This is a genomic window from Pseudomonas sp. PsB (assembly GCF_043658375.1).
In the GTDB taxonomy this organism is placed as follows: domain Bacteria; phylum Pseudomonadota; class Gammaproteobacteria; order Pseudomonadales; family Pseudomonadaceae; genus Aquipseudomonas; species Aquipseudomonas putida_Z.
In genome coordinates this window covers 57,326-70,930 of record NZ_JBIGLU010000011.1, presented here as the reverse complement: position 1 = coordinate 70,930, position 13,605 = coordinate 57,326, and the positions used below count along the sequence as shown (strand labels likewise).

At 57.6% G+C, this 13,605-nt stretch carries 20 protein-coding genes; 2 read left to right on the top strand and 18 right to left on the bottom strand.

The features are described from left to right. Nucleotides 1-86: 86 nt before the first annotated feature. The 6 genes from ACGLHT_RS15455 to ACGLHT_RS15430 form a co-directional block, all read right to left on the bottom strand. A complete protein-coding gene (locus tag ACGLHT_RS15455) occupies nt 87-1,976 on the bottom strand; it encodes an AAA family ATPase (protein WP_135192697.1) in 1,890 nt (629 codons plus the stop codon). Nucleotides 1,977-2,081: 105 nt separating this feature from the next. Next, nucleotides 2,082-2,765 carry a hypothetical protein gene (locus ACGLHT_RS15450; RefSeq protein ID WP_183596634.1) on the bottom strand — a complete coding sequence of 228 codons (684 nt, stop codon included), beginning with the start codon at nt 2,763-2,765 and terminating at the stop codon, nt 2,082-2,084. 578 nt (nt 2,766-3,343) lie between these two features. Then, nucleotides 3,344-4,096 carry a hypothetical protein gene (locus ACGLHT_RS15445; RefSeq protein WP_274120410.1) on the bottom strand — a complete coding sequence of 251 codons (753 nt, stop codon included), beginning with the start codon at nt 4,094-4,096 and terminating at the stop codon, nt 3,344-3,346. 27 nt (nt 4,097-4,123) lie between these two features. Beyond that, nucleotides 4,124-4,381 (bottom strand): hypothetical protein, encoded by a 258-nt coding sequence (locus ACGLHT_RS15440; protein ID WP_274120411.1) that lies wholly within the window; start codon nt 4,379-4,381, stop codon nt 4,124-4,126. Beyond that, nucleotides 4,378-4,833, bottom strand: coding sequence for a hypothetical protein (locus ACGLHT_RS15435; RefSeq protein ID WP_274120412.1), 456 nt, complete (start codon nt 4,831-4,833; stop codon nt 4,378-4,380). The genes ACGLHT_RS15440 and ACGLHT_RS15435 overlap by 4 nt, the downstream gene beginning before the upstream one ends. Before the next feature lie 79 nt (nt 4,834-4,912). Next, complete coding sequence (locus tag ACGLHT_RS15430; protein ID WP_135192701.1) at nt 4,913-5,539, bottom strand: hypothetical protein; 627 nt, start codon at nt 5,537-5,539, stop codon at nt 4,913-4,915. A gap of 208 nt (nt 5,540-5,747) precedes the next feature. Between ACGLHT_RS15430 and ACGLHT_RS15425 the strand changes: the two genes are divergently transcribed. Next, nucleotides 5,748-7,253: a Fic family protein gene (locus ACGLHT_RS15425; RefSeq protein WP_135192702.1), complete on the top strand. Its 1,506-nt coding sequence runs from the start codon at nt 5,748-5,750 to the stop codon at nt 7,251-7,253. 2 nt (nt 7,254-7,255) lie between these two features. Here ACGLHT_RS15425 and ACGLHT_RS15420 read toward each other — a convergent pair whose 3' ends face one another. The 6 genes from ACGLHT_RS15420 to ACGLHT_RS15395 form a co-directional block, all read right to left on the bottom strand. Beyond that, nucleotides 7,256-7,804, bottom strand: a complete 549-nt coding sequence (locus ACGLHT_RS15420; RefSeq protein WP_135192712.1) for a hypothetical protein — start codon at nt 7,802-7,804, stop codon at nt 7,256-7,258. Nucleotides 7,805-7,843: 39 nt separating this feature from the next. Beyond that, nucleotides 7,844-8,791 carry a hypothetical protein gene (locus tag ACGLHT_RS15415; protein ID WP_274120413.1) on the bottom strand — a complete coding sequence of 316 codons (948 nt, stop codon included), beginning with the start codon at nt 8,789-8,791 and terminating at the stop codon, nt 7,844-7,846. An 89-nt stretch (nt 8,792-8,880) separates the two neighbouring features. Further along, a complete protein-coding gene (locus ACGLHT_RS15410; protein ID WP_135192704.1) occupies nt 8,881-9,129 on the bottom strand; it encodes a hypothetical protein in 249 nt (82 codons plus the stop codon). A 26-nt stretch (nt 9,130-9,155) separates the two neighbouring features. Beyond that, the gene (locus ACGLHT_RS15405; RefSeq protein ID WP_043313031.1) at nt 9,156-9,377 is read right to left on the bottom strand and encodes a hypothetical protein; all 222 of its coding nucleotides are present in this window, start codon (nt 9,375-9,377) and stop codon (nt 9,156-9,158) included. 90 nt (nt 9,378-9,467) lie between these two features. Then, the gene (locus ACGLHT_RS15400; protein ID WP_223271134.1) at nt 9,468-9,731 is read right to left on the bottom strand and encodes a hypothetical protein; all 264 of its coding nucleotides are present in this window, start codon (nt 9,729-9,731) and stop codon (nt 9,468-9,470) included. 323 nt (nt 9,732-10,054) lie between these two features. Further along, on the bottom strand, nt 10,055-10,393 hold the full coding sequence (locus ACGLHT_RS15395; RefSeq protein ID WP_123084694.1) for a hypothetical protein: 339 nt from the start codon (nt 10,391-10,393) through the stop codon (nt 10,055-10,057). Nucleotides 10,394-10,569: 176 nt separating this feature from the next. Between ACGLHT_RS15395 and ACGLHT_RS15390 the strand changes: the two genes are divergently transcribed. Further along, nucleotides 10,570-11,271, top strand: a complete 702-nt coding sequence (locus ACGLHT_RS15390; RefSeq protein ID WP_274120414.1) for an ERCC4 domain-containing protein — start codon at nt 10,570-10,572, stop codon at nt 11,269-11,271. 232 nt (nt 11,272-11,503) lie between these two features. Here ACGLHT_RS15390 and ACGLHT_RS15385 read toward each other — a convergent pair whose 3' ends face one another. From ACGLHT_RS15385 to ACGLHT_RS15360, 6 genes are all read right to left on the bottom strand, one after another. Beyond that, the gene (locus ACGLHT_RS15385) at nt 11,504-11,671 is read right to left on the bottom strand and encodes a hypothetical protein (protein WP_183596625.1); all 168 of its coding nucleotides are present in this window, start codon (nt 11,669-11,671) and stop codon (nt 11,504-11,506) included. Between the two features lie 171 nt (nt 11,672-11,842). Then, nucleotides 11,843-12,133: a hypothetical protein gene (locus ACGLHT_RS15380; protein WP_123084692.1), complete on the bottom strand. Its 291-nt coding sequence runs from the start codon at nt 12,131-12,133 to the stop codon at nt 11,843-11,845. Nucleotides 12,134-12,340: 207 nt separating this feature from the next. Next, nucleotides 12,341-12,604 (bottom strand): hypothetical protein, encoded by a 264-nt coding sequence (locus tag ACGLHT_RS15375; RefSeq protein ID WP_079743059.1) that lies wholly within the window; start codon nt 12,602-12,604, stop codon nt 12,341-12,343. A gap of 2 nt (nt 12,605-12,606) precedes the next feature. Beyond that, nucleotides 12,607-12,984, bottom strand: a complete 378-nt coding sequence (locus tag ACGLHT_RS15370) for a hypothetical protein (protein WP_010794365.1) — start codon at nt 12,982-12,984, stop codon at nt 12,607-12,609. A 165-nt stretch (nt 12,985-13,149) separates the two neighbouring features. Then, nucleotides 13,150-13,338, bottom strand: coding sequence for a hypothetical protein (locus tag ACGLHT_RS15365; protein WP_135192705.1), 189 nt, complete (start codon nt 13,336-13,338; stop codon nt 13,150-13,152). Nucleotides 13,339-13,456: 118 nt separating this feature from the next. Further along, nucleotides 13,457-13,591, bottom strand: a complete 135-nt coding sequence (locus ACGLHT_RS15360; RefSeq protein ID WP_010794363.1) for a hypothetical protein — start codon at nt 13,589-13,591, stop codon at nt 13,457-13,459. Between the last annotated feature and the right edge of the window lie 14 nt (nt 13,592-13,605).

The window sequence follows — 13,605 nt, the reverse complement described above, 5'->3', positions numbered from 1 at the left end:
CGAGTGCTTCATCGAAGGCCTGCGAGGGAAGCATGGTCTTGTGGCAGAAGCAGCAGGGCCGGAGTAATCCCGGCCCGCCGGCGCAGTCAAGCTACTGCTGCGGACTCCACACTCTGTACCAAGAGTGCGATTGGCTCCAGGGCCTGATATACGACTTCGCCGTCAATGGTCTCATGTGCCAGCAGTTGATCGACGATGAAATCCAGCTCTGAACGGTGGTTCTCGATCAGTGCCAACGCCTTTTCGTACCCAGCCTTCAGAAGCGCATCCACTTTCTCCAGGATGACTCGGGCATCGATTTCTATTCCGAGCTCTTGCATAGTCGCCAAGCTGGTGAGGCATTCGTCCTCGGACATCCCGTAATTGGTCACCATTGATAGGGCTATCCTGGTGGCTTCTTGCAGGTCCCCAGCAGCGCCAGTGGATACTTCCTGAAAGACGTTTGCTTCCGCAGCGCGGCCCGCTAGGACCATAGCGAGCTGCGACTGAATCTCGGACTGCAAATGCAGGCGCTTGTCTTCGAGCGGAAGAATCAGAGTGACGCCTTGCGCAGGCCCGCGGGGGAGAATGGTGACTTTTTCCACCCGTCCGGTGTTGAGCAGCGCGCCAACCAGTGCATGACCAGCTTCATGAACGGCCACTCTGCGGCGGTCCTTGGAGCTTGCCAGTTTCTGGTTCTCGTCCGCTTCACCCATGCGCTGGATCTCGATCGCTTCCAGGATGTGGTGCATTCCAACTTCGGTATCGCTGCTTCGAGCAGCGAGAAGCGCTGCGTTGTTCGCAACGAAGGCGATAGCCGCCGGCGTCAGCCCCATGCAGTTCTTGGCAAGGCGGTCATAGTCCAGGTCTTCTGCCGGCTTGGTCTTGTCCAAGTATAGCTGAAGCAAGCGAACCCGGTCCTCGAGCGTCGGAAGGGGGACATGAACTGTCCGATCGAAGCGACCTTCCCGGCGCAGAGCTTTGTCCAGGGCTTCGACATGGTTGGTCGCGGCAATCAGCATCACCCCTGTGTTCTCGCTAAACCCATCCAGTTCGGTGAGGAACTGATTGACGATGCGGTTCCCTTCACCATCGGCAAGTCGCCCTTGGTCGACGCGCCGGCCAATCCCGTCTATCTCGTCGATGAACAGGATGCATGGCGCTTTACGGCGTGCCTCTCGGAACAGGCCCTTTACCTTCTGGATGCCAACGCCATAGAACATACTGCTGAAGCTGCTGCCATTCGCTTCGATGAAGTTCACGCCACACTCATTTGCCAGCGCCTTGGCCAAGAGCGTTTTGCCTACGCCCGGGTCGCCAGTGAACAGGACACCTCTGGGTGGTCGCGCGTTCAGGAGGGCGAAATTCTCCGGGGTCCGCAGCCAGGCGGTCATGTCCATCAGGGTTCGCTTTGCCTCATCGCACCCGATCACGTCCTTGAAGGTGACCTTGGATGTCGCTTTTTTCCTTCGAATCGTGAGGTAGGGGCTCAACATGGGCCAGAGCATGCACCCGAAGAAGAGGACCATCATCAGTTGAACCGCTACGTCCAGCGAACGGGCTGCGCTGATCTGAGGGCCGATCTTCAGTTCCTGAATGGTGAACAACGGAGTCTTTTCGTTGTAGATCAAGTTGAGCAACTGCCGGGCTACTTGGCCGAACTGGTCGCTCACGACATAGGCCCGTTCGTCCTTGGTCGTGATGTAGATGTCTTCCTTCCCGATGTCAGCTTCGATGACGTTCCCCAGACGGACGTCTTCCAATAGGTTGTCCAGCGTTTTCCTGTTATCGGTCCACCGGGAGGGGTTCTTACTGATCTGATCCATGATCGTTGCATGGTGCTGTTCAGCAGTCCTAACAGGCCCCTGGGGTTGCAGGAATTGGTTGTACGCCCAGTAACCGCCGAACAGCACCAAGGTGAGTGCGCACCCGATCATTGACTGCACATACTTGTTGCGCAGAGACCGGCGGATGCGCGTGAGGAGCGAGTCTTTCATGGAGTTCCCTTTAGGCCGGGCCCAAGGCTGGCCCGCTGGTGATGAAAAGATCATGGGCAGGTGGAGTGTTCAAGCCATCTCCACCTTCTGAAAAGCTGGCGGTTGTCAAAAGCCCATGCCGAGCTGCTCTGTCAGCTGGGTGGCAGGAGTAGGCTTGGGCGCCGGCGAATGGTTGCCCGCAGGCGCGTCTGCAGGCACGTACACCGGCTCCTTCTGCAGGCCCAGTTCAACTTTGATCTTTTGGACAGCAAGGTAGGCCTCGACGTAGGGACGGGTGTGTTCACCGTGAAGCCCACGAGTGCTCAGGTTGATCCCTACCTTTCCACTTGCATCAGCCATGAGGTAGCGACGGCCATCTTTGATCACCTGAACGAAGCCCTGTGCATATCCACTCTCCGCGAAGCGGGTAAGGCGGTCTACTTCAGAGAAACGTGAGCACAGGCTTGTGTACAGAACCTGTAGGCGATGCTCGGCTTTCTTGAGGTCGTCTTGCTTCGGATCTACGCCGGCCCATTCGAGGATAGTGGCCCAGGTGCCGGATTGAGTGCGCGGCAGCTGGACTCCGGTAACTGCGGTGAACACTGCCTTGCCGACATTGTTCAATCCGTTTGCCAGGAAATTGAGCGCATACGCATCGCGCGCCAGGATCGCTTCGGCGAAATGCAGGTGATAGTCCCGCACCTGGATTTCTCGACCGGCGCGCCCGCCCAGCTCCTGAGCGTACATGGCTGCTATCCCTTCGACCGTATGGGTCTCAGGTGAGGTTTGGAATTTGCGTGCTGCAGTCATCGTGTAGCCCCTGGCTGTGTTCAGAATGGACACAGTTTCAGGGCAGACGATGCGTGCCAGAACCGCAGTGAATTGCCCTGCGGCCCTGGTAGAAGGCCTTACTGAATGATCACGGGTCGGCTCAATTCCTCCAATGTTTTTATATACTTGTCACGGTGCTGATCGGTACCGGCAGTTCCACGATGCCCACACATTCTCGCTCTCTGTAACGGATGGACCGCTGCAAACATATAGGATGCGATCCTGAGGAAGATGACTTAGTCTGATCCACATGGCCGAGGTCTGGCTGATCAGTTAAGCGAAAGTAGGAGAACCAAGAAACAATCAGGAGTCGCGAGTGCCACTTGGCGTAAGCGGACTTGCCAATCCGCAGACCGTGTGAACCTTGGCACGGCTCTCCGTTGGTATATGCCCGGTGGAGCCTCATGCTGATGTTCAGCAAGGGCGTTGGGTCGAAATGCAGCCTGGATGATGGGCTATGTAGCCTGCATGCCTCCGTTTGTTCAGATCGGAGAAGGGCCCTAGCTCTGTCGGCCAGGTACTTGGGAGTGGGGCGTTACCGCCCCACTGAAAAAGCATCACACCTTGTCGCGGTGCGCTGCCTTGAGGCGGTCGAGATCGGCGTACATATGGTCGAATGCGCTCAATTCGCGCCTCCAGAATCCACGTTCATCATGATCAGGTTGATAGCTTTCAGGTTCAAGCTCAATCAGACGTTCGAACGCTGCGCGCCAGCTTTGTTGGTGACTGAGCAGATTGTCGGGGATGAGTAGGACACCGTTTTTAACTTGGGCAGCCAGGTAGAGAGAATGCCGCCCCTCGGGCAGCACTTGGCGACCATAGTCCGTCAGGTGGCAGAAAGAGGCCACCGGGCCGCGGCCGCACTTCGCAACCGGTTCAACGCCTTGAACTGCGTCCGTCGAGATCTCGGCCAGCTGGTGTTGGACCCGACTGAGCGAGCTGCGGAGCTCATCGATGGTCATTTCCATGCCGCCACACTGCAAGCGTAGATCTTGATTCTCCTGCTCCAACCCCACCCGTACAGCGTCTTCAGGTAGGCAGTACATGGTACGAACCTCCAGACCCTCTGCGCGCGCTTTCTCAGCTTCTTCAGTAGTGCAATCTTCCCAAAGCGGGTTGTGCATCTCTCGACACTGGTGAATTGGGGTAGTGGTCGGGGAGCCCAGCAGCGCCAGCAGTTCGGCTTCCCGGCGTTGCCAGGCCGCCCGATCGCTGTCGTAGTTGAACTCAGCCTGGGCGACCTTGAGTTCCAATGCGCGAACGAGTTGTGCCGCTTGTTCATAGCGGGTGAAGGCGCCTTCACCAGACAAGCGAGCAGTTTCACTTTCCTCGCAAAACTAGTCGAAGCGTGGGAGTGTGGCCAGATCGTAAGAGGCGTCTTCAGCAACCAGGTCCTGGGGGCGCTCTGCGAAAATCATCAGGTGCTCCAGGGCACGATTGAACTCGTGGTCGACGTCGGCTTCCTCGCACTGAGTGGCAGAGTTGAACCATTCCTGGAGCATTTCCTGCATCTCTGCTCGAACCCGAGCAGACCAGGCGCGGGAATCAGCACCAAGCCGGTTGGGAGTCGTCTGGGAGGGAATGTAGGTGTTCACGCCTCGGTCTCCATGGCCTGATCGATGTCTTCCTGGGTAAGAACGTGCGGCTGGACGTTCTCGACGAGACTGAAGTCGGGACGGCAATGCAGGCGCGCCCAAGCTTTGATCGGTTCAAGCAGAGCCTGCAGATCGGCTTTTGCTTCATCAGAAGGCTCCGGGTAGTCCTCCACCCATTCGCCGCAGTCGCTTCCCTCGGCCTCTTCTTGCATATGGATGAGGACGTTATCGACGTCGGGGATGTAATCTGCAGGATCGGGGTAGTGCATTTCGCCGCGAAATACGGTGGAACCCACCAGCAGGTGGTCGTTTCGCTTGAGGACTTCGGCCAGGCTTTCGTTGCGCCAGTCCTCTCCATTGTTGCTCCAGATGACTTTCCCATCGCGGGGATCGCGGTAGGACTGGGAGGCAAGGGCTTTGGTTGCCATGAGGGCTTGTTCGGTCATATCCATTCAACTCAGCAAATTTATAAGGTCGAGCGAGTAAACCATCCGGGCTGCCGGGGCTCACTCCAAGTCAGGGCGCTGAAAATCACTCTGCAGATTGCAGGTATTGGATCTCGTCGGAGGCCAATTCGATGAGACGGCTTTGAAGTGCAGATGCACTGGCATTGCCCAGTTCGTCTTTGTTGAACAGCACAACGGCGTAGCCCTGTTCACGAAGCATGGATATGGTCTGCTGGGAGGTTTGGAGCACCTCGGCGACGCAGATGCTGACCGATTTGCTCTCGACGACGGCTGGAGTGTTCCCGGTCAGGCCACCATTGCTGATCATGGTTCTGATGGATTCGCTGATCTGACGACCGAGTTCGCTCTCGGTGACGCTCTGGCTGCCTGGTTCGCCATCGTTCACGTCCACGGTGCCATGGATGGTTGCTACGAAGCGCAACTGGCGGACGCCTTCGTCAGCCACCAGGTCCATGGGGGGTTCGACCACCTTGCTGGCGCTGGGCTCGAGCAGGGAGTCATCGAGGAGCGACTGGATCTCGCCATGTACCCAGGACCAGTAGCCACTGATGGTGTCGTCTGCCGTTACGGCGACACGCCAGTCCTCTCGGGTGAAGGTCGGGTGTTGGCCGCCGCCGGCGGGGCTGTATTTCTCCTCGAGTTGATCGGCGGACAGGTGGATGTCTTGGTCGGTGGTGTTGCGCAGTTGCATGATGAATGCCTCATTCGTGATTGATGAGGCTCATCGTCAGCGGGCCGGGGATGTGGCAGAAGCGACGAAGGGGAAGATTTTCGTTGCCCATGTTTCAGATTGAAGCTGGCGGGTAAAGAAAAAATCGGCATACTCGCAAGAACTAAAGATTTTCCTGGTTAAGTGAAGAAAAACTTGGGAACCAGGGCGGAATGTAAGGAATTCCAGCATGCAGGCAGCAGGGTACGCACTACTTAATGAGCGGCTGGCGCTCTCGACGGTACCACTACGTCTTCCGGCCATTGTACAGCCTGTGACTCGTCTTGAGCGCATCGGCCAAACCCTGGCTGTACCGCCGGCCATCGCGCCAGCCCCGGATGACCTCCTGGGGAATGTACTGTTTGCCCTAAAGCATGAGGGCATCAATCTTTCGATTCTCGCGCAATCGCTCCCCCGGATTCCGGTTGAAGAGTTTGAGCGGGCGCTACAAGCCGCACCCAATGGGATCTATATCAGAAAGGCCAGTTTCTTGAGAGAAGCCTTCACCGGCGAGCAACTAGCCCAGCATGCACCAGTCCGGGGGCCATTCGTCCACTTGTTCGATCCGGAGCGCTACATCACAAGGCCTGGCAACCGGAACTCGAAGTGGCGTGTTGAATTCAATGGCCTTGGCGATCTCACCTACTGTGCCACCGTGGAGCGGACACATGCCATAACCGAGCTGCTCGAGCACGATATTCTTGGCCGCGCGAAAGTTTTCATGGAGTCTCTCCCGCCGGGGATGATGGATCGCGCTATCAACTGGGCCTACCTGAGCGAGACGAAGGACAGCTTCGCGATCGAGCGTGAGGCTCCAACGGAAGACAAGTCACGTCGCTTTATCCAGCTGCTGCGCCAGGCCCATGAGCGCCAGCCGCTGACTGAGGAATACCTGGTTGGGCTCCAAAACGCGACAGTCGCAAATCCTTACGATCTCGCCGCTGCCTTCCGGCATGAACAGAACCACCTCGCTGGCGCTCTTCAAGGGGCTGCAGGGGTGACATATGTGCCGCCGCCACCTGAGCTCTGCAGGGAGCTGATGGAGAGCCTGATGGGGTTTGCCAACGAGGCTCCCATGCAGATCGATCCGCTTGTTGCTGCGGGAATCATCTCCTTCGGTTTCGTATTTCTTCATCCATTCATGGACGGCAATGGCCGGCTTTCTCGTTTCCTCATCCACCAAGCGCTTTGTCGCGCCGGCGCGCTGGAGAATGGTCTACTGCTGCCTGTGTCCGTGGCCATGAAGCGAGAAGAGCGCATGTACCTCGAAGCGCTTCAGACGTTCTCGCGTCCGGTACGAGACTTCTGGGATGTGCAGTGGATCGACTATGGCCAACTAGCCTTCCAGTTCCGCGGGCACCCGGCGGTATACCGCTTCTGGGATGCTACGCCTTGCGTGACCTTCACTATGGTTATGGCCAGGCATGCATTGGAGGTTGAGCTAAGGGAGGAAACTGCGTTCTTGGAGTGCTTTGACGCCGTCTATAGGGCCGTAGACGAGCGATTTGATGTTCGCGGTAGTGAGTTGGCGCAGCTGGTAATGATGTGCCTGACCAACCAGGGGATCGTTTCGAAAAACCGGCGAAAGCAGTTCCAGTACACGGTGCCTGAGGAGGTGTTCGAGTTCATCGAGCAGGTCGCCCAGCAGGTACTGGGCGACCAACGCAACGAGGACAACGTTGGGGAAGGCGAGTAGGGTTAACCCTTTCGGAGACCATGCTCCGGGTGTCGGCTGCATTTGCAATTGTCCATGTAGAGCTTCACTGCGTCTTCGTTGGACATTTCGGCTGGCGCTTTCTGCAGGGTCTTTTCCTTCAGGATGCAAAGGCAACCACTTTCGAAGTAGTCGCGCATCTTTGCGTCATTCTCATCCCATGCCGTGATGTAAACGCCAGCCAGCTTCACCAGGTAGGTCAACTGCCGGTTAGCTGATCCTGCACGGCCAGCATGCGCCTCCGCCGGCTCATCACCACGGCGAGGAGTGATGGTGGCCAGCGAGTATTCGAAGGTGTTGTCGCAGCGGCTCAGAAAGTCGTAAGCCTCTTCCGGAGCATCTTCACTCACTTTGCGCTTCAAATCGCGCACCTCGCGCAAGGCTTGCTCCATCGCGGAGTGCGCTTGCAGGGCCTCATCGTCCACCAGCGCCAGCCAATCGCCGGTACGGGGTTTGGCCAGTGCTTCCGACAGCACCTTGGCTGCATGCGTGGAAACGGTGCTGACGAGACGGACAACTTCGTGGAATTCCATTTGATGATCCTGATCTAGTAGTTCGGACAAGTCATATCCTCAGGCTACCAGAGGTGTGCCAGCATCTTTGCGACGACGATAGACCTTCTTTTTCGGATCAGGTATCGACCACCCCCCAGGGATCAGCGCGCGAAGGTCATAGCCCATCATGAAGAGCCCTGCTTCGAAGGCATGGCACCGTTGAGCCAGGGAACTGTCCACTCCTGTGAACAAGGTGGTCCGTTCGAGCACGGCCCTCATGATCCAGCCCAGGATCAGCTGGCGCTGTGCCCAAATGTGGGGGCTTTGGTAGAGGAGCTGGGGAGTCCCGTTGTAACCGCGGCCGAGCATTGCTGGATTGCGGATCTGTCGAATCCTGTCAGATTCTGGATCGTCGAGGCCCGGTCCCCAGCCGAACATCCGGTGGGAAGCCAGGCCGTCGGCCAGAGCTTCTGACGAACCCCTATACAGGTGGTAGAGCATGGCGATCGCCGCCCCGACTCTTCCGTCATAGATCGGGGAACCATCCGTATCCAGAAGCGCATGGATTTTAGTCAGGCCCGAGTTGAATCTGCTAAACCGTTGTTTGGTGAGATCGGACAGCTTCTGAGTGCCTGCAGGGCTCAACAGGGGTTGCCGGTCGCTCAGGTACTTGACCAATTGTCCATTCTGGCTGAGTTCCTGGAGAAAGCCCTTCGAAGACGGCACATTCCCCCAGTCGAGAATGGCGGCACAGGCGCTGAACGTATCGCCCTGGTCTTTGGCCTGAACTGCCGATCTGAGGTCTTCCCGCAGAGCATCCAACCGGGCTTTGACGGTTGTCCATTTGCCCTTCCATTGGTATTGGCCCTGTACGGCTTCGATGCCTTGAACCTGCACATCTAGCCCCCCGGGCACAAACTGACTGGGAAGGCACTTGAGGTGTACTTGGAGAGTGGGTAGGTGGTTGGTCAGCCAGCGGACAAATTGTTCGACATCTGGCTGGGCGAGGAAGTATTCCCTTTCCATGATGGCTCCTGAGGGATGGAGCCATCGAGGATACGACCACCACTACCTAACTGCGAGTGGCTATCGTACGCCGGCGGCCATGAACGATGTCATGGCCGGGTAAGCCTGGCTTCAAGTACATCGGCCGCGACTAACATCGCCGACTTGGCATCCCCCATATTCCGATGGGCCATGCTGCTGAGGGCCTGGTGGAGAGGTCTGCCTTTGAAGTCTGCCGGCGTGCGATTCTGGATTGCGTCGGCGGCCAGGACCATGACGGTCTGACAGTCGCCGTTGCTTTTCCTGGCCAGCCGGCGTAGCTCGTCGGTCAATGGCCGACCGTTGAACTCTTCCATCATGCTCAACTCCTTCCTGCAGTCTACCGCTACTTGAAATCTTCGCGGTACGGTTGTTTTTGGGTCGGGAAGGGAAGGCCCTTCTTCTTCAGCCGGGAGCGAACTGCCTGAGCCTTCTTGGTGGCCTTCTCCCGGCTCTCCGCCGGGATCTGGTACACCTCGCTGAATTCGTAGTCAGAATCCTCTGGCCTTCCACCTGTGGTCCAACTACCAACAGGGAAGCGGGCAACAGTCCAGAGCCTGGTTTCCATGTGAATCTCCTTTTGATTCATTGTTTTGACAGCGGACTGGAACGCTCCGCCCATGATTTTGCCGGTCGATCGGTGCCAAAACCGTCGTTTTTAGTAGAACTCGACCTTCCCGTCAGCGCTCCGGCGCTCTCCTGAATGAGTCTCTCGATGCCAACCTTCAGGCCTGGTCTCGTAGTAGTCCCAGTCCTCTAGGGCGCAGAGGGTAGTTATCAGGTCGGAATAGCACCAGCGCCTTGAATAGCTCGTTACGGTAACGTCGGCCACGATGGCATAGGTGAACATGAACTTGATGACGCCAGCGACGCGCCCGCAAGGGAATCTCTTGGTGTCCAGGAAATAGCCGCTGGTCTTCATGTCGGCCGTTCGTCATCACTGGGTGGGGGCAGGCTGGTCGGGTGGCTTCCCAGGACAGTTTTCTGTTTAACGCGCATGATGCAGCTGCTCCTTGCTCCTTGCTCCTTGCTCAAAGCTCGAGGGCACTGGGCATCTGGCCCTTGTTGATGTTCACGTTGCACCGGCCAACAATCTGGGTGGTACCGTTGAAGAACACGACTTTGGTGATCACGTCTTCGCCTAGGTAATCCTCTGCCAGGGTTCCATAGGCGTAGCGGTGGCCATCCAGGGGTGCCTGTACCGAATGATGGGTTTGGCCAGGCCGGTTCCAGTCCTAGACCGGATTACTTTTGGATGCGTGCCAGCAGGCGCAGCATGTCCACCGGCACATTGGGTTTCTTGGAGACATGAGCCGGAGTCACGCTCCTCCCACCTTTGCTGTCGCAGGGTTGCCGATCATTGCGGCGTACCATCATGGCGGGTACGGTCAGCCCTTGCTTTGCAACGGCAGCGCCCACAACCAGCTTGCCTTCGTTGCTGCTGATCTGCAGGTCATTGCCATTTTCGTCACGGACAATGATCGAGGCGTCCATCGACATCGCGGCCTCAAAGCGCACGACACCATTGACCAGGTCGTAGCCGAGATTGGCCAATTGTTCCACAGGGGAAGTCAGGGTGTTCATGGGGCTCTCCAAAGCGCGTATTGGTTGATGAAGCGATCTTTACAGCGATGAGAGTGTGCCGCCACCCCTTACCCTGAGAAATATCGGGCCTGCTCTCCAGGGCAGTGTTTCGACGTGGTCAGAACTGAGTCACCCGTTATATTGAGGTCGATCCCCGAATTCGGTCAGGAAAGGCAATGGTCAAGATTTTTGTGGACGCCCGGGAAATCCCTTCACGTATTCCCGATGCCCTGCGCGAGATGGGCGCAGAGGTTGAAATCGTGAACCTGGAGGTTGGGGACTACGTCCTGAGCGCCGATCTAGTGCTGGAGCGGAAAACCGCCATCGACTTCTGCATGAGCGTTACCGATGGCAGATTCATCAACCAGTCCAGCAAGATGATGATGAACTTCAAGCGCCGAATCTGGCTAATTGAAGGCGACGTCTATTCCACCAGGGCCCAGATTCATCCTGATGCACTGGATGGAGCACTGAGTTATCTGGCAGTGGTGCACCAACAGACGGTGCTCTGGTACAAGGCCCCCAGGCGTGCGGCCGGAATGATCTACCGGCTCGCCAAGCACGAGCAGGATGGACTCGACTACGTGCCTGCCACTCGCAAAGGTAAGGTGCCGGCCGGCGTTGGCCAGTTTCTGTTCACTCTGGAGGGTTTGAATGGTTGTGGCCCAGTAGCCGCGCGCAAACTGCTCGAGCACTTCCGTTCCGTACATGCGGTGATCAATGCCTCGGTGGAACAGTTGTGTGCGGTGAAGGGGATAGGTCCGAAAAAGGCTCAGGCTATCTACGACGGGATTCACTTCCAAGTTTCGAAAGGCATGTCAGTTGAAGAGCAGCCCTCTTTGTTTGCTGATCCGCCGGCATCAGATCCGTTGGTTTGAATTCAAGTTACTGCGAGGTAAGCCCCCTGCGTAGCAGGGGCTTTTTGCTGGCGTTGGTCTTTGCAGTTCAGTCCAGAGTGGTGCCACTATCCCTGCGCTTGATATTTGGGTTGAAATTGAGTTCTGGGAGCCCTGCTGGCAGTTTCGCATGCGAAATCGGAAGGGAAGCATGGCTTCATAACGTAAAACCCCCTCAGTCTTGAGGGGGCTTTTGTTAAGCGGTCGCCACGAATTACTGCTTGCGCTTTGAGGTGGCTGACTTCGCGCTATCGTAGCCGTCGACATAATCTTCGTACTGGGCGCTGCCGATGCGCAGTGCGCTCTGCTCAAGCGGTACCCCGCAGTGGTAGGCCTGGCGGCCTGCTTCGAAAGCGATCGACTTCTCTTGCTTGGCGGCCATAGGTCAGTCCTGGATGTCTACTTCGACATTGAACCCGGGCAGATCGGGTTGCGCGTCATCCAAGGCTGCCCCTACGTGGTCATGAAACTGTTGCTCAGTCATGTCCATGTCAGCGAGTTCGTCGGCGGTGAGGGATAGTCCCGATGGGTTTCGGTGGTCATGACCGGCTCCTTACTCGGTACCGGCCAGCCAGCCAGGTTCCCTGGCCTCGGCCAGCCATTGCCGAAGCGTACCGACAGAGACACCTGGTTTGTCTTCTTCCTGCCATGGTTTGTCGAGCAGATCGCCGACAACCTCGGTGCAACTGTCGACTTCCTCACAGTCAATGCCCGTCAGGTCGGAGTGCAGCCGGAGGGCTTCGGCCTCGTCGGCGGCGGCGTAGTAGTCATGGTCGTCCACTCGGAAACAACGAAGGTTGATTGTCTTTTCGACCGGGTTTCCATCGATAGTCAGCTGTTCCATATCGGGTCTCTCTCTGGTTGCTCCTGAACAGAGCGGTTCGTTATTCGGCTCCGGCGATGATCGCCTGTGCCCAAGTACGTGCTGCGTGGAATGCGTAGCCTCGGGTCGGCTCATCGGCGCAACCGCCGGAGCGCCAGCCCTTCACTTGATGGAGCAGAGTCTTGGCTGCATCACTCATGCACATGTCCTCTGATTGGCGCGCGGTACTCAGCTTTCGCCCCGGAGAAGTCCGTCCTCGTCGTAATCCGATGCACCGTCACCACCATTAAACGATCCATCCAGGCGTGCCAGAATCAGTCCTGCGCGTCGGGCGTCTGCCTCGGTACGAAGGTCACCTGTTCCTGAACCGCCGAAGATCTCCAACCCCAGAGCTGCAGCCTCGCGGGCATAACGGCTCAGACCGGCAGCTATCCTGCGGACCTCCTTCGGATCAAGCCCTGCCGCCTCGCATTCGCGCGCGTTGACTTCCATGATCAGGCCAGCCGGGCTTTGAAGCCGAACATCGCAGTTGCGTCCTCGAAACAGTCATCCAGTTCCTGGTACGCCTTGTATTTGGCCTGGGCGTGGTTGGCAGCCCAAACTTGCATGGTTTGCCGTGCAGAATCCCACCAATTCCTCCCCCAGATCAGGACTTCAAACTGGCGGAGGGGGAGGTCACTCGTAACTTCCCCGTACACCATCTCGTCCGTGGGGTGGTAATTCCGAATCCGCTTCTTCGGGTCGCTATCCAAAACCACGCCGATGTAATGGCCGTGGTCCGCCATGATCGTGCCTGGTTCACCGTAAGCGGTAACGCGCCGGCCAACGCATGCTGGGACTTGATAGTGCTGGCGCACGTACTCGAATGCCATAGGGGCTCCATTACGCCCTGCGGGGCGAACTAATTTTCCGGGCTGCATGGGAGAACGAGCTGGTACCGCGATTCAACTCTCTCTCCGATGCCCCCTGGCAGAGCCGTGACGAACTGCCAAGGGTATCGGGCCTGTTTTACCTGGCAGGCTCAGGCGGGGAAGGCGTTAGTCCAGGCACTTCAACTCATATCCGGCCGGGGTATGGGATAGCACCCACCGGCGTTCATCGATGTCCGTCAGGTTGGCATTCCCCCTGGCGCGTGCGAAATACAGCAAGTTCGACGGGGTAGGCTTGTGCAGGTCCGAATAGCAGGTCTGCTCGTCGATCCATGCCAGCACTTGGGACTCCGTCATGGCCGTGAGGGGGCGGTTTCAGGGGTTTGATGCACTGTCGGGGTTCTCCTGGAGCGTTATGACTTCAGCCCATCTTCTATTTGATCAGTGCGTGCCAGAAGCCACCGGTAGGCTTTGTCTAGTCAGCCAAACTGTCGATCAGGGTTTCGATTTCGCTCTGGGCCTCTTCAAGACCTTCGCGGGTGGCCTCGCGACTGCGGCTGGTATCGCCGTAGTAAGCGCGGATCGCGTCAAGCAGTTGAACAAGATCCATGGTGCTTCTCCTGG